21 protein-coding genes are annotated in these 18542 nt (G+C 51.9%); 3 read left to right on the forward strand and 18 right to left on the reverse strand.

All coding sequences use genetic code 11. From position 1 onward, the window contains the following. Positions 1–107 precede the first annotated feature (107 nt). Both AAGA79_RS05455 and AAGA79_RS05460 read left to right on the forward strand, forming a co-directional pair. On the forward strand, positions 108–1220 hold the full coding sequence (locus AAGA79_RS05455; protein ID WP_411827761.1) for a DEAD/DEAH box helicase: 1113 nt from the start codon (positions 108–110) through the stop codon (positions 1218–1220). A gap of 84 nt (positions 1221–1304) precedes the next feature. Next, positions 1305–2627, forward strand: a complete 1323-nt coding sequence (locus AAGA79_RS05460; RefSeq protein WP_411827762.1) for a hypothetical protein — start codon at positions 1305–1307, stop codon at positions 2625–2627. On the opposite strand, the gene AAGA79_RS05465 is transcribed toward AAGA79_RS05460, so the two are convergent. The 5 genes from AAGA79_RS05465 to AAGA79_RS05485 all read right to left on the reverse strand — a co-directional run bounded on the left by AAGA79_RS05465 (position 2538) and on the right by AAGA79_RS05485 (position 7629). Continuing rightward, positions 2538–2855, reverse strand: a complete 318-nt coding sequence (locus AAGA79_RS05465) for a hypothetical protein (RefSeq protein ID WP_411827763.1) — start codon at positions 2853–2855, stop codon at positions 2538–2540. The genes AAGA79_RS05460 and AAGA79_RS05465 overlap by 90 nt on opposite strands. A gap of 128 nt (positions 2856–2983) precedes the next feature. After that, on the reverse strand, positions 2984–3343 hold the full coding sequence (locus tag AAGA79_RS05470; protein WP_411827764.1) for a hypothetical protein: 360 nt from the start codon (positions 3341–3343) through the stop codon (positions 2984–2986). Between the two features lie 103 nt (positions 3344–3446). Next, entirely contained in the window at positions 3447–3737 is a 291-nt protein-coding gene (locus AAGA79_RS05475) for a hypothetical protein (protein ID WP_411827765.1), read from the reverse strand. Between the two features lie 73 nt (positions 3738–3810). Further along, entirely contained in the window at positions 3811–4425 is a 615-nt protein-coding gene (locus AAGA79_RS05480; protein ID WP_411827766.1) for a hypothetical protein, read from the reverse strand. Positions 4426–4512: 87 nt separating this feature from the next. After that, positions 4513–7629, reverse strand: a complete 3117-nt coding sequence (locus AAGA79_RS05485) for a PVC-type heme-binding CxxCH protein (RefSeq protein WP_411827767.1) — start codon at positions 7627–7629, stop codon at positions 4513–4515. A gap of 347 nt (positions 7630–7976) precedes the next feature. Here AAGA79_RS05485 and AAGA79_RS05490 point away from each other — a divergent pair, with 347 nt between their 5' ends. Continuing rightward, positions 7977–8888, forward strand: coding sequence for a DUF1080 domain-containing protein (locus AAGA79_RS05490; protein ID WP_411827768.1), 912 nt, complete (start codon positions 7977–7979; stop codon positions 8886–8888). Between the two features lie 66 nt (positions 8889–8954). Here the strand turns inward: AAGA79_RS05490 and AAGA79_RS05495 are convergent, their stop codons facing one another. The 13 genes from AAGA79_RS05495 to AAGA79_RS05555 all read right to left on the reverse strand — a co-directional run bounded on the left by AAGA79_RS05495 (position 8955) and on the right by AAGA79_RS05555 (position 18443). Further along, on the reverse strand, positions 8955–9557 hold the full coding sequence (locus AAGA79_RS05495; RefSeq protein WP_411827769.1) for a Shedu anti-phage system protein SduA domain-containing protein: 603 nt from the start codon (positions 9555–9557) through the stop codon (positions 8955–8957). 141 nt (positions 9558–9698) lie between these two features. Next, positions 9699–10013 (reverse strand): hypothetical protein, encoded by a 315-nt coding sequence (locus tag AAGA79_RS05500; RefSeq protein ID WP_411827770.1) that lies wholly within the window; start codon positions 10011–10013, stop codon positions 9699–9701. 439 nt (positions 10014–10452) lie between these two features. Further along, a complete protein-coding gene (locus tag AAGA79_RS05505) occupies positions 10453–10953 on the reverse strand; it encodes a hypothetical protein (protein ID WP_411827771.1) in 501 nt (166 codons plus the stop codon). A 129-nt stretch (positions 10954–11082) separates the two neighbouring features. Further along, the gene (locus AAGA79_RS05510; RefSeq protein ID WP_411827772.1) at positions 11083–11661 is read right to left on the reverse strand and encodes a hypothetical protein; all 579 of its coding nucleotides are present in this window, start codon (positions 11659–11661) and stop codon (positions 11083–11085) included. 329 nt (positions 11662–11990) lie between these two features. Then, on the reverse strand, positions 11991–12236 hold the full coding sequence (locus tag AAGA79_RS05515; protein ID WP_411827773.1) for a hypothetical protein: 246 nt from the start codon (positions 12234–12236) through the stop codon (positions 11991–11993). Positions 12237–12321: 85 nt separating this feature from the next. Then, positions 12322–12660 carry a hypothetical protein gene (locus AAGA79_RS05520; protein ID WP_411827774.1) on the reverse strand — a complete coding sequence of 113 codons (339 nt, stop codon included), beginning with the start codon at positions 12658–12660 and terminating at the stop codon, positions 12322–12324. A 266-nt stretch (positions 12661–12926) separates the two neighbouring features. Then, complete coding sequence (locus AAGA79_RS05525) at positions 12927–13544, reverse strand: hypothetical protein (protein WP_411827775.1); 618 nt, start codon at positions 13542–13544, stop codon at positions 12927–12929. Then, positions 13541–13822, reverse strand: coding sequence for a hypothetical protein (locus AAGA79_RS05530; RefSeq protein WP_411827776.1), 282 nt, complete (start codon positions 13820–13822; stop codon positions 13541–13543). The genes AAGA79_RS05525 and AAGA79_RS05530 overlap by 4 nt, the downstream gene beginning before the upstream one ends. Positions 13823–14344: 522 nt before the next feature. Then, the gene (locus tag AAGA79_RS05535; RefSeq protein ID WP_411827777.1) at positions 14345–14611 is read right to left on the reverse strand and encodes a DUF6953 family protein; all 267 of its coding nucleotides are present in this window, start codon (positions 14609–14611) and stop codon (positions 14345–14347) included. Next, positions 14608–14817 carry a YodC family protein gene (locus AAGA79_RS05540; protein WP_411827778.1) on the reverse strand — a complete coding sequence of 70 codons (210 nt, stop codon included), beginning with the start codon at positions 14815–14817 and terminating at the stop codon, positions 14608–14610. Before AAGA79_RS05540 ends, AAGA79_RS05535 begins: the two co-directional genes overlap by 4 nt. A 593-nt stretch (positions 14818–15410) precedes the next feature. Further along, positions 15411–16307 (reverse strand): TIR domain-containing protein, encoded by an 897-nt coding sequence (locus AAGA79_RS05545; RefSeq protein WP_411827779.1) that lies wholly within the window; start codon positions 16305–16307, stop codon positions 15411–15413. A gap of 274 nt (positions 16308–16581) precedes the next feature. Further along, positions 16582–17082, reverse strand: a complete 501-nt coding sequence (locus AAGA79_RS05550) for a DUF4145 domain-containing protein (protein ID WP_411827780.1) — start codon at positions 17080–17082, stop codon at positions 16582–16584. A gap of 872 nt (positions 17083–17954) precedes the next feature. Next, a complete protein-coding gene (locus tag AAGA79_RS05555) occupies positions 17955–18443 on the reverse strand; it encodes a hypothetical protein (protein ID WP_411827781.1) in 489 nt (162 codons plus the stop codon). Positions 18444–18542: the final 99 nt, after the last annotated feature.

Genomic DNA, 18542 nt, shown 5'->3' on the forward strand with positions numbered 1-18542 from the left:
GGCATGTCCTGTCGGTATCTTTTTTAGGGGGAAATATCCATTCTTGTTTGACTCGTCAGATGGCTTTCGGGTTGGCAGTGTATCGGAAAGTTTAGAGAAGCAATATTTTGAGCACATTCAGAGAATTAGGAATACCCGCGGATTTGGTAAAGGGTTTGGACGAGATGGGCATCAAGCAGCCGACGGAAGTCCAGGCACGTTCGATCCCGTATTTGTTGAAAAGCGGAGCGGATTTCGTGGCACAGGCGCAGACAGGCACAGGTAAAACCGCTGCATTCGGCCTCCCGTTGATCACGAAGATCGATCCGAAGAAGCCGGACATCCAGGGATTGGTCATTGCTCCCACGCGGGAGTTGGCAAAGCAGATCGCCAAGCAGCTTTTCCGTTTTACGAAATACACGGATAAGATTTTCATCGAGACCCTCACCGGCGGTGAGCCGATGGATTTGCAGATCGTGCGCCTGAAACGTCCTACTCATATCGTGGTAGCCACTCCGGGCCGTCTGCTGGATCTCCTGCGGAAGAAGTCACTCACATTGGTGAACGTGAAGCATCTGGTGCTTGATGAAGCAGACGAAATGCTCAGCATGGGCTTCAAGAAGGAGCTGGTCTCCATTTTCGGCCTTACCCGCCAGCGGCGCAGCACCTGGCTCTTTTCCGCTACGTTCCCGGATTCGCTCGGGGCACTGATCAAAGCCTCCATGCACGGCCAGCCGGAGACTTTGCGCATCGATAAGGCGCATGTGGTAAACCAGAATATTGAGCATCGCTACGCCGTCTGCGGAAAGGATGAGAAGAACGAATACGTTCTGGAATTCCTCGCCCGGCGTGAGGATGAGCGTGGGCTTATCTTTGTCCGGACAAAGGCCGGCGCCATCGCCCTTGGTCGCCAGTTGGAGAAAATGCAGATTTCAGTGGAGGTCATCCAGGGAGATCTATCCCAGCGTGAGCGTGACAAGGTCATGCGCGCCTTCAAAAAGGAGCGTGCGCGCATCTTGATCGCCACGGACGTTGCTGCCCGTGGTATCGATGTGGAGGGCCTTTCCTTCGTGATTCACTACCAGCTTCCGGAACAGCTAGAGTATTACACCCACCGCAGCGGACGGACTGCCCGTGCCGGGAAAAAGGGGATGTCACTTGCGTTGATCGATCCGCGGGAGCGGAAAAAGATCGGCCGCTTCGAGCAGGCTCTGGGTGTGACGTTCACTGATATGGGCTAGGAAGCTCAATCAATAAGCGGTTTTTACGACATTTACGGGCAAAGGGGATTGCATCTCTCTGCCCTAAATGCGGATGATTCGATCGTGCGCCAGAGCATTGTCGAAAAAATTGAGGAGTTCGGCTTCAAGCATGGATCCGGTGAAAGCTGGGTTGCGTGCCCTGAGTGCGACGTTCGCAGCCCCCGTCCATTGAGGAGGGCCAATGACGTCCTGAAATGTGAAAAATGCGGCTGCAGCGCCTCAGTGCGCGAATGGCTCATGCACGGCATTGAGACCGAGCGACAGGGAAAAGCTGACGAAGTGCCGGCTGATACTAAGATCACCAAGGCCGGGGATGGCCTGGGTGGGGCTGTTTGGAAAATTCCAGCAGCCGGTAAATTCGATTTCTTTCTCCTATTCGGCACCGCGTGGTTGGGAATCACAGCAGTAGTAAGCTTCGCCATTTTAGCGGAATCTTTTAAAAATAGACTATCGGAAGGAGATATGCCGTTCCTGATCATTGTGCCTTTTCTCGGTGTTTTTTGGGCAATCGGGCTCGGAGTTTTCTTTGCTGGCTTGAAGGGGATGTTCCAGAAGGTGGAGATCTCCGTGAGTGGAGGGGAGTTCACCCTGAAAAAGGAGTTGTTCGGACGAGTGAATGAGCAACGATGCGCGCTCGAATCCATCAAGTCCGTCTCCCAGGTAGTGTTCTACAGCAAGAACAAGAGGCCGGTTTACGGGATTCAGGTAAAAGCGGACAAGAAATTCAAATTCGGCTCCGCCCTGCGGGACGATGAAAAAGCCTGGCTGACCGCTGATTTGGAGGAAGCCACAACTGCCAACCGAAAGCGGGTCGTGGGCTCATACGAGCCGGAGGAACGCGGCAGGAAAGATTATTTCTCAGTGGTCATCCCGGATTCGATAAAAGCACGTGCGCTAGGAGCATTAATCATTTTCGCGGTGAGTATTCTGTTCCTGGTTCTGGGCCTTTTTGTTATGGATACCGGCTTTCCTTCAACGGTTCCAACCGCGTGGGATGCGGAGGAGCTGATCAATTTCCTAAAGGATCTCTTCTCCAGCACTTTCCGAACGCTATGGCTCTGCTTCAGCACGTTGATTGCCTGCGTGGCTGTCTACTTGTTCTTCAAAGCTCTCGGTGAGCGCGGTCAGGAAAAACGTATCGAAGGAAATGAGGCTGAAGTCTCTCTCCGCACCTACAAGCGTGGTCTTGTCCTGAAAGACCGCTCATTTCCACGAAGCCGTGTGACGGATATCCGCGCCACCAATAGCGGTAGTCAGAACGGTCGGCCGATGAAGCGGGTGGATCTGATCGTGACATTAGAGGCCATCAAAATCGCCGGGTGGATGGACGGCGACGAGGCAGATGCACTGGTGGCCGAGGTGCGTGAAGCCCTGGGTGTGAAGTGATTGTAAATTCGAAATGGTAGAGGAGCTTTGGCTGAGGAAACCAATGAGAGTTCCGTATGCATTTTCATCTCTCAGTATACCTGCTTCCGCCATTGCCAGAACTTCTATTGAGAAGGCGTCCGGTGAGGGGTCCTGATAATAAAATGTAGTCCAGTTACCCCGTTTTTCTTCGGAGAAGCCGATATTGATTCCCAAGATAGTAGCGAGGATGATGATAAACACTTTCATAGCTTTTATCAAAGACCTGAAGATTTCCGGGAGAGGATGGAAGCTAGAAATAGATATTGGTTCCCGTCGCTGGTTTGGAAAAGTGGAATCCGCACAGCAATAGATACTGCCGGGCGTAATTCTATTTCTTATTTCATCACGTAGGATGAAGGCAGTTTGTGTCCGCAATACATGCAGCTTGGCCTGATCGTGCTGGCTTTCTGGCCGCAATGCGGGCAGTCGATCAACTGTGCGCCGATCCTTCCGTCCACGGTCCCGTCCCTTGCATCGATTTCCAGGATTTTAGCTTTGAGGTGCTCATCGGTGAAGCCCAGCTGATCACGGAGAAGTTCCCACATTGCCTGGGTGGCAAGGGTGAGTTCCTCAAGTTCCTGCTTCGTATTGTCCTTCCTCGTGGTAAGGCTATCGATCTTTCGGGCTGCGTTTTCCGCGGTGGATTTCGCTTCAGCGATCTGAAAGTGTTGTAGGATGTCCCAGCTTAGGCTCATGGTTTCGGGTTTTGTATGGTTAATTTGGAAATCTATCTAAAGCGGTTCTATCTACTATCAGAATATTAGTTATAAATCCAGATTGGGGAAGTGCTGACTCCTCTCAATGAATCAGTCCCTGCGATCCTTCGAGCGACCAGATCCAGGGAATCGCGATAGGGGCGAATACCGCCAGCAGCGAGACACAGCCAACCACTCCCTTGGGGACGTAGTAGTGACCAACCATTCCGATAATGGAGGCAACCGGAGCCGCGCAGGTGTATGTGAAAACGAATAGGTGCCAGTTGTTGCTGAAATTGAAGTTACCTAGAAACATCAGCGCCAGAAGGCACGAAACCGTAGAGAGGATAAGTCCCAGAACCATGACAACGGATAGGATAATGGAGACTGCCATTCTCCATCCTGAGGGGGGTTTATGCACGCTGCTCATGATTCGGAGTCTTCTCTTGGCTCATGGCTGGGAATGCTTATTGGTCTTCATTGCTGGCCTTCAATCTCTGAAAGCGGGGATTATCAAGTAATGCCTTTTGTATCCATTTGTCCTCGTTTTTTGAAAGGCTTTCCAAAACGTCGGATGGAGTATTCGGGTTTTGAGCGAGAGACATCTCCGTTCCCAATTGGCCGGGTCTTTTGTGCAGCTTTCTCAATAGATGATCCGGCGTGTTCGGATTCAGCGCGATCCGGTTATCGATTTCATAGCCGAATCCTGTCTGGAACCCGATCAATTCACCGAGCCGATCCTGTTTTGTCGTTGGGTCTTCCGCTTCAATCATAGCGCTTTCGATTTCTTTCAGATGATGGATCTGATTGAGCGTCCACCCTCCACAAAAAAACACTGGCATCACAAACGCAAATGCTGCCAGCCGGCGGCGCTGAAAGTGGGAGGAAAGAGCCTGATAGCTGAAGAGCGCTACGATACCGAAAGTGAGCCCGCTGATAATCAGGGAAAACATCACGTAGATGCCGCCCTGAGCATCGGTAGGCATCAACCTCCCGGGCATGCTGGCCTCAAGTAGGAAACGCGGCAGGGCCACGCAAAGTCCGACGAGAATTGCGATCCCTGCTTTGCTTTTCCTGTTCATGATTCTTCCATCCTGACCCGGGAACGTAGCTGGATAGAAGAGCGGATTTAAAATCCGTAGCCTCTAGCCGGGCTGGAGCAACACGTCTTATTTCAGTCCCCTGATGTAGGAGAGCAAATCCACCATGGTTTGTTCCGGCAGGGTGCCGAATGAAGCGGGCATGAAGGATCGCCCGTTTGCGAATCGTTCGCTTTTGATCTGCTCCTTAGGGACAAACATGGTGGCCCCGCCCATGAAGGCGATGGTCGTTCCGTTTTCGGTGGAGTTATACATGTAGCCCTCGAGGATATCGCCGTTTGTCTTGATGATGCGGTAAAGCCTGTATCCACCTTCCATTGCGTCATTCGGTTTTACGATGGCGGTGAGGAGATGATCGAGGTTCCGGTTGGAGGAGCCATCCAGCGATGGCGCGAGGTCATGGCCCTTTCCACCAGCCTGATGGCAGGCCAGGCAGGCATTGAATAGTCCTTCACCCGCAGCGGGGTTTCCTGTCAGCGTCTCCGATGCTTTCTCATAGGAGACGATTCGTTTGGCCGCTGCCGCGTCCTCCGCCGCCTGAAGATCTGCCACGCGTTTCGCCAGAAGTTTGGTCGCCGGGCCGCGTGTGATTTCCATGAGCTTCCGTGCGCTATCCAGATCCAGCTGATCGGGGGAAAGGAGTTTCCGGTTGATCAGGTCCGTGAGGAAGATCGCGCCCTGTTCGTTGCCGAGTGCGCTGCCGGTCAAAGTGGATTTCACGGAATCGTCAGCCTCCTCATAGAGAGCGCTGAAGATGGCCAGAGCTTCCTTCGGCTGAATCAGCGCATATGCCAGAATGGCTTTTACGCGAGTGCTCACCGGGATGCTGCCCTCATCGGCCAGTGCCTTCAGGCCGGCTTCGTTTTCTTCGGGGGAAATTGCGAGAGCCTCGATGAGTTGCGGAGTCACCTCGCTGAGAGCCTTTGCGCCGATGAGCTTCATGACCTCCGGATTGATCGCGTTGGATTGCAAACGAATCGCCGCATCCATTGCCATCTTTTGGTCTTCAGGTGAGGAGGCCATCAGTTTTTTTAGGCCGGGTTCTACCGCTTTTGCCAGAGAAGAAGTGCGGAGGCGTGGCTGGGTTTCCAGCGCCAGTTCGATGAATTCCTTGGTTGCCAGCTGGTCTCCCAATGCCGCCAGGACCTCCGGCTCATTCAGGCTTTCGGAAAGCGCGACGAGCGTGTTCCCGTCCAGCTTTGTCTTGCCGCTTTCTATCGCTGCCAGGATCCTTTGCGCCCTTTCTCCCTTAGGCAGTATTTGCGCGGCTTCGGTCATATTTGCAACCGGCACATTCTCAGAAGCAGGGGAGTTGAGAAAGTTCTCAAGCTCCAGGGGGTGGTTCTCCAGTCCCATCAGAGCCAGGAAGCGCTGGAAGTTATTTTCATATCCGCCGCCGAACTCGTTCTTGCCGCCCACTTCCGGATTGGTGGCGGAGACGAGCATTTCGATGGTGTCGGTATTTGCCGCTTCGTAGCTGCCGAGCGTTCTCAGCACCTGCTCTTTCACCATGTAGTGAGGGTCATTGATCAGTGGCTTCGTCAGCTCCACCACATCCTCGATGGCCGGATTTAAAGTATCCAGCGAGCGCACAGCTTCTCTTCTGATGTCCGGGTCCTTATCAGCGGTGAGTGCCTTCATGACCTCCAGATCATAGCTGTCCAGGCTTTCCAATGACCATAGTGCTAGAATCCGCGATTCCTTCGTCTGGGATGAATCCGTGGCGATCTTCGCAAGTTCGGGAGTGAGCTCTTTCACCTGGCGGTCGGCGATCTGGTGCCAGGCGGCGCGTTTTTCCCACAGATTCTCGGAAACAAGGTGCTTCAGAAGTTCCTCATCCGCAGCCTTCGCCACGTTAGGGATATTCGCCGGCTTTTGACTCTTGTGGCGGACTCTCCAGATACGGCCGTGGGATTTATCCCTGTCCGGGTGATCCCGTGAGACCTCGTTGTGGGAAACGATCTTGTTATACCAATCCACGATATACAGGCAGCCATCCGGGCCGAACTCGATGTTCACCGGGCGGAACCAATCATCCGTGGAGGAGAGGAAATCCTCGTGATGCTCCGAGATCACGGAACCATCCGGATTGCGGTCCGCGATCACGCAGTTGATCTTGTTGGTGATCGGATTGGCAAGAAATCCTACATTGTCCCACTGGTCGGGGAATCCCTCGCTGCCATTCTCATCATAGGCCAGCCCGGAGATACCGGTGCCACCCACGGTGAACTTGTGGAAGTTGGAAGGGAAGGGCTGGTAGGGTTTGATCTTATCGTTGCCGATTCCCTTGTAGCCCATCATCGGATGCATCGGTGTCAGGCTGTAAGAGAGATCGTTTGCCTCCGTGCCATACCATTGGCCGTTCGCCTTCATCTGGAATCCCCAGATGTTATTGAGACCGTTGTTCACCACCTCGATGTGTTTTCCATCGAGGGAAAAGCGGCCGATCTTGCTGAAATGGATAGCCACGGATTCGCCGGACTCCACCGCCGTTACCTTGCCCTTGTTCAGTGCGCCGTGGGAGAAGTGCACCCATCCACCGGGGCCCCTAACCAGGGTATGCGCCAGTGTGTGGGTATCCGTGATGCCGAAGCCTGTGAGCACGCTCTTGTTGGAGTCCGCCTTGCCGTCGCCGTCCTCATCATTCAGGAAAAGCATCTCCGAGCCATGGGCCACGAATACCCCGTCCTTGTATGGGAGGATGCTCTGCGGGATTGTCATGCCTTCCGCAAACGCATGGAGCTGGCCGGTGGCCGTTTTAGTGGGATCAGGGATAACCAGGATCTTGTCGGTGCCTCTTGTCTTCAGCTGATAAAGGTCCCTGATCTGCTTGAACTCAGGCTGGTCGCCGAGCTTTCCGTCCTTGATTGCCTCCAGTGATTTTCTCCCGACGAGCTTGGTATACGGGTCCAGCGGATACATTTCCGCCGTTTGTGTCCAGAGTCTGCCCGCGTCATCGAAGGCGATATCGATGGGGTTGATCAGTCCATTTTCTTCGGAGGCCACCAGCTCGATGGTGAACCCCTCCGGGAGCTTGAAGGTCTTCAGCTGCTCCTCCGGGGAGAGTGACGCCTTCCGTGTGGATTGTGTTTTCTTTTTGGGTTGAGCCTTCGGCTTTGCTTCCAGCGGCATGGAGATTGCCACGGAGAGGGCAAGAAGTGCCGATGTGTATCTGAAAATGGACATGTTGGTATATACAGGTGTTCCCGGGATTCCTTGCAGAGTTGCTTATTCCTCAACCTGCCAGGCGGATGAATCGTCCCGAGGATCATTTCAAAGCTAGGCACGTAAAACAGCTCTGGCCATATCCGAGATGCACATCTTGATTCAGTCCCCAGGCCAGCCGGTTCCATGGCCCAGTCACTCACTGTCAGGTGAATGATTGGTCCTACCTCCCCCGTAGTCCTCCCCATGCGCCACGTTTTGCTCCTTGCAGGCAGGTGGCACGGGAAACAGTTTCATTCTTCGCGTGCACGACACCGCCGATCGCATTTTCCCTATTCGAACCACAATCGCTAAACACCAAAAACCTCATGTCTTCCTCCTTTCCCATCCACTCCCGGATGCTCTTCTCCTTCGGGGAAATTTCCACCGTCCCGGCACTTTCACTGGGCCTCTTGATCCTTGGCGTTTCCCATTCCTCCGCGGAAAAGGAGGTGAAACCCGCTGAAGCGGAGAAGCCATTCGCCCCCTTGTTCAATGGGGAGAACTACGAGGGATGGTATATCAAACTCAAGGAAGGAGATCCGGCACTGGGTGAGCGCGTTTTCGCCATCGAGGATGGTATGATCCATGTTTTCGGCGAGGGCTGGCCGGATGAGATCGATCTAAACGAGGGGACCGACGCCACCATCGGAATGATGTATACCAAAAAATCCTTCGAGAAGTATCACCTCAGATTCCAATACAAATGGGGGAAAAAGAAAGCTAACTACTTCGCCAAATGGCAATACGATGCCGGCGTCTACTATCACATCTCCGATGACAAGGTATTCCCCACCGGAGTCGAGTTCCAGATCCACTACGTCCCCGAAGAGGACCGGAATCGCACCGGCGATCTCATCCAGCCTCCCGGCCAGACCTATGATTGGTATTTCAATCCCGAAAACAGCGAATACCTCCACCCGGATCAGGGCGGGGTGCTCTTCACCAAGCAGGCCTCATACGTCGGCAGGAAATGGCTTCACAACGCCGTGGTCACGCGGAATTTCAATGGGCTCAACGATGAGTGGAACACCTGCGAAATCATCGTCATGGGCGGGGAATACGCCATCCACAAGCTCAACGGGAAAGTCGTCAACATGGCCTTCAATCTCAAGCCCGGCTCGGGGATCCTCGGCTTCCAATCGGAAACCGCGGAAATCTACTACAAGGACATCGAGATCCGGGAATTTGAGGAAAGCATCCCGGCCTCCTCGTTTCTAGGCACCGCCGCAGCGGAGTAGGGATCCGTGCCAAACAGTGGCAGGCGAAAGGGAAGGGGAGCTTCCCGTTCCGCAGCGCTCGTGGAGCTATCCTTCAGGATGCAGATCCATCTTCCCTGTCCCTAGTAAAAGCTGGTCCCACGGGATCAGCGATAAATTCTCCATCTCCCTCAGCGCCGCATTCTCCGGCAGCGCACCGGCCGGCGGTTCACCCCGCCCCATGATGATATCGTAGCTGAAACGAAGTCGCATGATCGGGTGGTGGATGGGCCAGCCTGCCGCACAGGTCATCTGCTCACTCTGATACCTCACCTCACCGCTTTTCTGTGCCTGCCTTTCTATATCGCGGAGAAACTGCTTTTGGTTTCCCGCGATAAAGCTCCTCCACCTCTTCATCTGCTCCAGCGCTCCTTCCGCCTCAGGCGATAGGCTTCCATCTCCCGCGAAGAAACGTGAGCCGGGCGAGCCGAGCTTGATCAGCTTGATTTCGAACGCGCTCGAATACGGAGCCAGCACCACAAAGTCAGCCCGGAGATCACTACCGATCGGGAAATCGCTCATCACCCGTCCCGGCTTCCCCTGGAATTGCAGCGATTCACGGAAAACGTATGGATTCTCCTTCAGAAACCGGGAAAGCGCAGGCCCGTCATCTTCCGCTTCCAGGATTCCTCGTAGTTCTTCCTTCTTCATTCCGTGTCTCTAACAGTGTTCCCGGGAAATCCAACAGCAGATGTGCGCGCCGGCAATTTCCCTGGGGATGATGGGGAGGCCAGTCCATATGTCAAACGGCAGAGCAAACCACCGGTCAACTATCGCAATACCCCGCGGGCCTTATCGTTGCCTCTGCCTGCCGCCGAAGAATACCTGGTAGAAACCAAGCACCAGCATGATCAATCCCAGCAAATGCAGCCACTCGATTAATCTCACCAGAGGCGTCAACTGCTCCACGAAATCGCCTTCCCGGGAACTCGCATACCAGATCAGCACCGATTGAGTTAACTGCAGCAGGAATCCCACCGCCAGAAATACAAACCCCGCCCTTTTTGTCCGGAAATACATGAAACCACTCATTGCCAGCAGCGCCAGATAGCTGCCGTGTGTCAGCGAAAGCGATATAAGCACCTGTAGTTTTTCGGGAGTGGTCATATCAGTGGTGCGGTTGGGGCTAGTTGGTGAACGTTAGAAAAATTGCGACGCCGGATGTGGCCTGAATTTGATCAAAGGGGTTTCTCGGTGCCGCCATCTCCGATTTGTTCGCCTTGTTGTCCTAACTCATATCGAGCTTATTCGAGATCCAGATTACTGCGCTGAGTATCCCTAATATTGCTACGGTAAAGAATCCGAATCCTATGGTGAAGTGCCCGGTCAAAACGATTAGACCGATCAAGAGGACTGAGATCGGAAGCTTGCGGTTATGATTGATTATGCTGACAACTACTCCCGCTAGCCAGGCTCCTATGACGATGAAAAACATGGATTAAATTGTTCTAGGTGTAGTCTTTGCGAATCTACCGAGCCATTAGTAGTGTCTTGATTTCTCTAGTGAACGTTAGGTCAATGGCGCCGCCGGTCAGAAGCCCCAAATTTATTCAGACGGCTTCCTCGGCGTCGCCATCTCCGACTTGTTAGGCTTCTTGTGCTCATTGTGAAAGAATGTAACCTCATAATCAGTGAGGTCTTCGTAGTGCTCACTTGGAAAACTGACAGTAATCTGCCTATCAGGAAAGTCGCGCTTCAGTTTGCAAGACCACATGTCCTGAATAGTTCGGCCGAGATGCATCACTAGTTCGCGACCGACTACTGATTCCTCTTCACTGAAGAGATCCACAATATGCCGATGGTTCATTACTGCCTCGACGGCTCTTCGGTCGTCCGAAGTGTGCTTCATCCATGTATTATAGCAATCTATGTCAAAGCTGGCGAACATCACACAGCCGTCGTGAATAGTGAAAGCCGGCCAGAACAAATCCGCGTAAGCAACTGCGTGATCGAAGCGACCCATACAATAGATCCACTCTGAAACCTCTATGCCCTTACCGTGGTTCCACTTGGGCAGTTCGGGGATCAATTTGGCGAAGTCGGTCATGCTGAGTTTTTCTTGCCTAACGTCTAAGGAATGGCACGGCGGAGATTGAGCGTCCAGAGCGAAGCGAACGAGGAATGTCACCCGCCGTTGCCACCACTGTCTTGTTAGCCCGTGTTGTTTCCGGTGCGTTCATAGCTTGGTGCGAAAGTATGGATTCTTGGTTTTGAGCTGTTTAACCCGTGCGGTGAAATCCTCCGGTCCTTCTGGGGGAAGTGAGAGATGTATATACTTGCCATCCTCCGATGCAAGGACACTCCTTTCGAATTGCTCCCAACTAAGATGCTTCCCAGCTGCATATAATTGACCTTCGGCATCCACAGTATAATACCCTGCTTTGTGGCGGACCTCATAATACCAATTATTGCGCTCCTCGTCATCAACCAAGCGCTCAATCCAGATAGTAACCTCGTTCGTCGCGGTCCAGAACACGGACGAAATGCAGCAACCACAGTCAGGCTCGCCAATCGACTCGACGCCGAGTATGCGAGGCTCCTTCTTCGTGAACTTGGACAGCGTCCTGCGCTGGGAATCTGTGAGAATGAGCTTTCGTTCGCGTCCTACGGTAGTGATCTGTTCGGGAGACAGTTTCATCACGATGTGCGCCTGGTTCTCTCTGGCCCAGTCCAAGTTGAAACCGTCCGCTCGCACCATGGGTTGTGCAAGCAAGAGCAAGAAGAGAACCCAGGGGTGTGAAAGGAACTTGGTCATGGCTTGGTTTCTTGGGCTAACGTCCAAGGTGAGGCACGGAGCGCAGCGGAGTTGCCTCCACCGATTTGTTCGCTTTGTTCATGGAAAGGTGTGGCGGCAGTTAACACGAGCCGGGTTCTTGCACTTTTTGCAGGTGGCGCTAGTCACAACCGGACCGCCGATTCGATCTTCCGTCTCGCCAAAAAAGAAATGCTCAGATGACCCAAAAGTCTGCCAAGATGAACTATGGGCATCGCCCTTCTCTAATGCGTTCAAGTCCTCGGAAAATCCGCAGGTGGCGCACGTTAGAGTAGCCGTCTTCTTGTCGATGAATCCCATGGTCGTCTTCTCTACTTGATTGGCTTCGCTACGACAAGCGAAAGCAGCATGAGTGAAATATGAATGACGACTATGATTCCGCAAACCAGAGAAATCTTAAGGAGGATATCTTCCCATCGTTCGGGTAATGGCAACAGGGCTTTGGCAAGTATGCAGGGCAAACCAACAAAGAAAGAGAACGAAGCGAGCTTGGCCAATCGGTTTGCGAGACGCACCACCGGATGGAGCTTGGAGTCTGGGCGGATATCAGGATTCATTTTTAGCGAACGTCAAAGGAAAGGTGCGCCGGTGAAGACTCCGATTTTATCAGACGGCTTCCTCGGCGTCACCTTCTCCGTCTTGTTAGGCTTCTTCATTTCTTGCGCTTGTTACCGGGAATCGCATAGGAACACTGAATTGGAGCGTTCCGGAGTGACCGCTGTCCTTCGAGGAATTATCTGCAAGAGACCCGCCAAACACTCCAGCAACTACGCTAAGCTTCGCAGCCTTCCCCTTTTGTTCATCTACTCGAACAACGACCTCGAAACGCACGGCTTGGCAATTACTAACCCCCGATTCAATTGTCTGGAATTGTTTGCTCGTCAGGGGAACGACGACACCTTTCGGCAATGCAGCTTTAGCATCCATAACCCCATTAAAAATATCCACAAGAGAAGTAGCTATGAATGATCTTAATTCCATAAATGATGAAGTGTCGGAGGTTCTGAAGGATCTTCGTAATAGGGTTGAATCTAGCGGCTATGTTCTGGAGTCTGTAACGATGAAGGTCTTGGGCGACGTGGAAGGCTCATGGGAATGGGTGACTTTCACAGCACGGGAAGTTTCTTCGCCTAACGTCCGAGTCATCCTACGCCTGACCGATGGCGCGCGCCGACTTCTGAGTTAAAGGTTTAAATGTCATGGCGGATTGAATTCGCGGCGGGTCAGGCGTTAGGATCGACGTCTTGTTAGCCCTCTTCGATTAGTTTTGCGCATTCGATTCGGAGGATGCTCTCAGCCAGCTGCTTCTTTTCAGTTGGTAGGTCCAAAGGGATCTCATAATATGGCCGCAATGTGCGGCGATTAATTACCAGGGGCTCTCGATCTAGGTTCTCAAGAAATGGTTTCGCGTTGATCGAATTCAGCCATTTTGCGAATCGGCGCAACTCAAAGACGACTTCGTCAGTGATAAACTCATAGAGTTTGTCAGGGTCCCCTTTGAGTCGAAGCGCTTCCCATTGGCAGTAATCATGATGTCGAGGTATTGCATGCTCCGCAAATGCATCGCAGAGGCCATCTCTCAATTTGTTAATCAGCTCAAGATCGTTTGGGTTCTTCGTAATCCCAACCCGGAGATCCCGTGCAGCTTGAGTGGTCTTGGAACATGCCTCTACGTATGCTTGTCGGGACTTCTGGAGGTCTCTGACTATTTCGCCAGCCAGCTTTAGAATCTCCCCTTCAAGTTTTTGGATCTCCTTGCCGGTCTTGAGTATGGTCGCAACCCAGCCAACGATGCCGCCAAGTGCTCCACCAATCCCAAAGATTGAAAGGTCTTTCAGACCGAGCTCGATTGCAGCTAGGATCATTTCGACTTGTTAGGCGTCCAATCGGTGACAGTTTTGTCCAGATCATCGACCTCCCGATCAGTGTTGTCGGATGCGGACTTGGACTCATAGAGCGGGCGCTTCTGGCGCCGGATCGCGAAGGTAATTAGCGCCCTATATGCTCTTTCGGTCTTCGTCTGCGCCCGAGTTGCGTTGAATATATCAAGCAGTTCAGAGACGTCACTGGAAGAGAGGTCCTTCCCTGTTATCGACTTTGCTGCTGATTTGAGTGCCTGGATAAGTTCTTGATCAGAGGCCATGGTTGGTTGTGTTTTCTTGGGCTAACGTTATAGGAATGGCGTCGCCGGTGGGAAGCCTCAAATTAAATCAGACGGATTCCTCGGCGTCGCCATCTCCGACTTGTTATACCTCTTTTTCTTCCGAATAACCCTAAATCTTCGCTTCCTCGATGCATACGAAGAATCCAGTCGCTGTTCATGAACGCAAGCTAAGCAGAAGAATTCGAGCAATGCCACCAGAGAATCTTGACGATTGCCGAACACCGAAGCTTCGCCACAACCGAGCCGATTCGTGAGAAGAATCCAGCATCTTACCGGAAATGACGTTGTGCCACTTGGCCTGTGGTAGTTCTTGCGGCGAAATACGCTACCGCCCGTGGTCGCGAGCAATGCCGCACAACCAAAGGTTTCATTTCGCTACTCAGAGGACTGAATTTTCTTTGTATAACGTCATAGGAGAGCCGCGCCGCGGTCAACTGCCAAATTAAATCAGACGGCGGGTTCGGCGTCGGCTCCTCCGCCTTGTTCTGCCTCTTCCGTTAACTATCCTCGAGCCTCTCTTCCGGGTTCGTCTTCCGTGACGCGAAACCGCCAGTAACGATCAGGTCGCACCCACACCACATCTACTGGTTCCAACTTCCTGAAAGCGTTAAGAACTCTCGCAGAAAGCGCTAAATTACCGTCGGCATTCTCACGCAAGAGATCCTCAGCCTTGGAACGCACCAAATGATCAACTACATCATCCTGATACAAGCAGCCGTCCTTGCTGAGTATATCAAACATCCACTTTGCTGCAACGTCGGCTGTCACTTCGAGTCTTCGTCGGCTGCAAGCTTCAAGGATTCAGGTGGAAAATCTCCCTGTTCGAGCTTCTTCCCAGCAAACCACTGACAGTAATACCCAATCATAACATCGGATCGTAAGTTGGCTTTCTTCTCACCCTTGACTGTCATTACTGGTCCACCTGACTTGAGGGTCACCGTGTCGCCCTTGTTGAATTTGGTTGTCTTACTCATATGTATATTTCTTGCAGAACGTTAAAGGAATGGCGCGCCGGTGAAAAGCTTCGAATTTAATCAGACGGCTTCCTCGGCGTCGCCATCTCCGACTTGTTCGCCTTATTTGTTTGTTATATCCCGAGGAAGTCGAATTGGAAGTTGGTGCCACGAGGCCAAATCTTGAGAATCACAAATCCAACCGAAAGGATAACTCCAGTAAACGGGACAAGGAACATCAGTTGGATTGGATTCTTACGAGAAACAAGGTCGTATAAGTAAGCACCAATGCCAAGCGGAACAATTACTGCCAGAACCGACCAGACAACGCGATCAACATGAGACGGGAACTCGTCTGGATGCCGCGACATACAGTGAATTACGGTATATAGTCGATAAATGTAGAGCGCGAAGGTGCAGATTGCGGCAACTCCTGTGATGAACCGCATTGTTTCGAGGCTTACGCCTAGCATCTGTTCAAACATGAGAATGGTGTCTTTGGTTGGTCTTCATTTCTTTGGCGAACGCTATAGGAGAGCCGCGCCGGTGGGAACTCTGAATTTAATCAGACGGCGGGCTCGGCGTCGGCTCCTCCGCCTTGTTGGGCTTCTTCTTTATTCGACCAGTCCTTCACGTTCCAGTACCCGTCGAATATCTTCAAACTTTGCGGCTATATCACCAGTTGGAAACCTGATCTGTCCAAGACCCTGAACGTTGGAAAACTCTTCGCAACCTTCCTCAAGAAGTAAAATGGCCTTCTCAAATCCCAAGCGTCCTTGGAATAGACCCGCTTCATGGATTACGTTCATTCGTGCGTGCTTCTTACCGTCAGCTTGTTCGTCCTCTGCTGTAAGAACGATAAACGCAACTGCGGCATTATCTAGCATCTCCGAAAGCCTCGCAATATTGGTAAATCCCGCGACTGGAACACGATTAAACTCATCATACGGCAAATGCAGGCGATCCTGAATAAAGTCCTTAAGGTCTCGCCAGGCCTTCGACTGTCCATGCCCGATAAATATGTTCGTTCCGATGCGTTCCGAAGAAATTTCTTTCTTTGTGATATTCTCGATGTGAGAAGCTGCTCTCCGAGCGAATTTTGAAAGATTCTCGCACGCCGAGTAAGGGGACTTAATCTCACCCATCTCGGCCATCACAGCAATGTGCGGCGGTATCTCAAGGCCTGCCTGGATTGCAGGCATGTCGCGAGACATCTGCTGACCACTAGGTTTGAAAACATTGATGAAGTCATTATATCTGATAGCCTTCTCATTTTGGATTTTACTCACAAGATCGCTAAGAAACGTATCGCGTTCGTGATCAGTTGAAATTGGCGTAAGAAGGGAAAGTAGCTCTGCTTGAGCGTCTTCAAATGCGCTGGCAACTTTATTTGCTGCGTCTGCAAGCGGCTCGGTATTGACTCCCGCTCGTGTCTTAATCTCAGCCTTGAGTGACTTGGAGTCATATTCAGCCCATTCTCCGATGGTTCCCTCACTTGCGAACATCTGCATTAGTCCCCACTCTACGCTGAATCGCGCTCCGGGCGGAACTGGTGCTAGATCTGCATAATAAACCCTTGAATGATAACCCAGCCACGATCCTGACCATGCGCGACCAGCTTCACTTGATGCATTCTCAAGCAAACTAAGTTCTTCGGATGGCATCGCTTTAGAATGCTGCGCGAGAGTGTCGGCTATTTGAAGTATTCTACTGGCGCTAGTCATATTAGTTTTATTTGCCCAACGTTAGAGGAATGGCGGCGCCGGTGAAAAGTCCAAAATTTAATCAGACGGCTTCCTCGGCGTCGCCATCTCCGCCTTGTTCGTCTTTGTCTTCTGGGTTATCCTTTCTCAGCTTGCGCATCCTCTTGAGAAGGTCTGAATACTGATATGTGGCTTTCAATATCTCCTTCGTAAATTCTATGGCAACGAGTATTTCTTCTTCCTCAATCTTGGAGAAGGTTGATGCTTCGACGTGAGCAGCATCGTTACCCAGTAATCGCAGCTCATGCAGGGCGTCTCTTAATTCCTGCGGCAGAACTATTCGTGATCCCAAATCTTCGATTCGCTTGAAAAGATTCGAACCTACAGCACCGCGATTTGAGCAGACCTCTTCAAGTGTTCGGCGCACCATGATTGCCGAGGCTATATAGCACTTTGAGGCATGACATTGGACTGCTTCTTCAAATACCCTGAGAACTGTATTCGGTATATGTTGCGCGTTGAAGGGTATAACTGGTGCAGGTGTGATCAACTGCTCTCCGTAATTGTTGTAGCGAGCGCTCATCAACGCTCTGCAGCTACGATTCGGACACGAACGTAATCCCGAATATTGGCGTTCGGCTACTTCAACATCTGTTCCAACTTGTTCGAGTGTGCCGAGGTGTCCACATTTATAGCACCTCGTTACGAGTGATTTCTGTTGCCCCTTCTCAGAACGGGTGACTTTGATATAGCTTAGGTCTGGCACAATGATTTTGTTTGACGAACGTAATAGCAATGGTGCGCCGTGGCGAGATCCAAATTGATGATAGGGGTGAAACGGCGTCACCATCTGCGACTTGTTAGCGAAGCGTCGACGTAAAGTATCCAAACTACGGAAAACACATAAGCACAGAGCCGGACCCAAAGCGACTGGATACGAACGGAGACTCGGCAGAACCCAGGCCAGTGGCAGAGAAGGGGAGAGCCAAATCAAACTCAGCGGACATAAGAATCAGCCACTAACAGAGTTCACTATAGGATGAGCGGATACTCCAGCCACAACCCGCTAACGTAATAGCAATGGTGCGCCGTGGCGAGATCCGAATTGATAATATGGGTGAAACGGCGTCACCATCTGCGACTTGTTAGCGAAGCGCCGACGTAAAGTATCCAAACTACGTAAAACACATAAGCAAAGAGCCGGAACTAAAGCCACTGCATACGAACGGAGACTCGGCAGAACCCAGGCCAGTGACAGAGAAGGGGAGATCCAGATTAAACTCAGCGGACATAAGAATCAGCCACAACCAAAGTTCCCTTTAGGATGAGCGAAGACTCCAGCCACAACCCGCTAACGTCATAGGAATGGCGCGCCGGTGTAAAGCCCAAATTTAATCAGACGGCTTCCTCGGCGTCGCCATCTCCGACTTGTTCGCTTTCTTGAAGATTCGGGAATTATTGCTCTTTGGATTCGGGGAAATACTTGGTCTGAAGTTTGAATAGTAGGTCTGTTACTAAAAATCCATCGACACACGCTTTGAACTCTTCGGCCTTCTTCAACTCGTCCTCGACAGCATAGCCCTCATTATAGGCGATTGTTCCCGGAGGACCAACACCGTAGATCACCTTAGTTGTCGTGACACCATCGGACACGATAACTATTTTGTTAACTGCCCCATCGTCAGCTCGCTGCCCGGTTTCGTCATCAGCGATCTTGGCGATCAGGCGGCTCAAATAATCTATAACGTTTTTGGAGTTAATCATCTTGAGGCTCTTAACCTTCTTATGCTCTCGATCGTTAATTGCTATTGTCTTCTTCTCAGAATCGATCGTTATTACGTGTCCGTCTGTCCACCCGTGATCAAAGTCCCAGCTGAGTGTGTCCGCGGCCGCAATCGGGGATAAAACGGTAGCTAGTGCTGAGAGTGCGATCAGTCTAATCATGTGACATGGTGTTTTCAATTTGCTAGCGAACGTTATAGTCCAGCCACCCGCTGCCTCTCAACGCGGATCGCTGCACGGGAAAGGAGGTGACAAGTGAGA

This window comes from Luteolibacter sp. AS25 (assembly GCF_046736275.1).
In the GTDB taxonomy this organism is placed as follows: domain Bacteria; phylum Verrucomicrobiota; class Verrucomicrobiia; order Verrucomicrobiales; family Akkermansiaceae; genus Luteolibacter.

What these genes read in the sequence shown, in the direction of transcription:
- AAGA79_RS05555 (WP_411827781.1), bottom strand. Translation starts at nt 18,443, where the DNA reads ATGATTAGACTGATCGCACTCTCAGCACTAGCTACCGTTTTATCCCCG.
- AAGA79_RS05470 (WP_411827764.1), bottom strand. Translation starts at nt 3,343, where the DNA reads ATGAGCCTAAGCTGGGACATCCTACAACACTTTCAGATCGCTGAAGCG.
- AAGA79_RS05545 (WP_411827779.1), bottom strand. Translation starts at nt 16,307, where the DNA reads ATGCAGATGTTCGCAAGTGAGGGAACCATCGGAGAATGGGCTGAATAT.
- AAGA79_RS05540 (WP_411827778.1), bottom strand. Translation starts at nt 14,817, where the DNA reads ATGAGTAAGACAACCAAATTCAACAAGGGCGACACGGTGACCCTCAAG.
- AAGA79_RS05500 (WP_411827770.1), bottom strand. Translation starts at nt 10,013, where the DNA reads ATGACCACTCCCGAAAAACTACAGGTGCTTATATCGCTTTCGCTGACA.
- AAGA79_RS05505 (WP_411827771.1), bottom strand. Translation starts at nt 10,953, where the DNA reads ATGACCGACTTCGCCAAATTGATCCCCGAACTGCCCAAGTGGAACCAC.
- AAGA79_RS05495 (WP_411827769.1), bottom strand. Translation starts at nt 9,557, where the DNA reads ATGAAGAAGGAAGAACTACGAGGAATCCTGGAAGCGGAAGATGACGGG.
- AAGA79_RS05550 (WP_411827780.1), bottom strand. Translation starts at nt 17,082, where the DNA reads ATGAGCGCTCGCTACAACAATTACGGAGAGCAGTTGATCACACCTGCA.
- AAGA79_RS05530 (WP_411827776.1), bottom strand. Translation starts at nt 13,822, where the DNA reads ATGGCCTCTGATCAAGAACTTATCCAGGCACTCAAATCAGCAGCAAAG.
- AAGA79_RS05490 (WP_411827768.1), top strand. Translation starts at nt 7,977, where the DNA reads ATGTCTTCCTCCTTTCCCATCCACTCCCGGATGCTCTTCTCCTTCGGG.
- AAGA79_RS05525 (WP_411827775.1), bottom strand. Translation starts at nt 13,544, where the DNA reads ATGATCCTAGCTGCAATCGAGCTCGGTCTGAAAGACCTTTCAATCTTT.
- AAGA79_RS05520 (WP_411827774.1), bottom strand. Translation starts at nt 12,660, where the DNA reads ATGGAATTAAGATCATTCATAGCTACTTCTCTTGTGGATATTTTTAAT.
- AAGA79_RS05510 (WP_411827772.1), bottom strand. Translation starts at nt 11,661, where the DNA reads ATGACCAAGTTCCTTTCACACCCCTGGGTTCTCTTCTTGCTCTTGCTT.
- AAGA79_RS05485 (WP_411827767.1), bottom strand. Translation starts at nt 7,629, where the DNA reads ATGTCCATTTTCAGATACACATCGGCACTTCTTGCCCTCTCCGTGGCA.
- AAGA79_RS05515 (WP_411827773.1), bottom strand. Translation starts at nt 12,236, where the DNA reads ATGAATCCTGATATCCGCCCAGACTCCAAGCTCCATCCGGTGGTGCGT.
- AAGA79_RS05480 (WP_411827766.1), bottom strand. Translation starts at nt 4,425, where the DNA reads ATGAACAGGAAAAGCAAAGCAGGGATCGCAATTCTCGTCGGACTTTGC.
- AAGA79_RS05475 (WP_411827765.1), bottom strand. Translation starts at nt 3,737, where the DNA reads ATGGCAGTCTCCATTATCCTATCCGTTGTCATGGTTCTGGGACTTATC.
- AAGA79_RS05465 (WP_411827763.1), bottom strand. Translation starts at nt 2,855, where the DNA reads ATGAAAGTGTTTATCATCATCCTCGCTACTATCTTGGGAATCAATATC.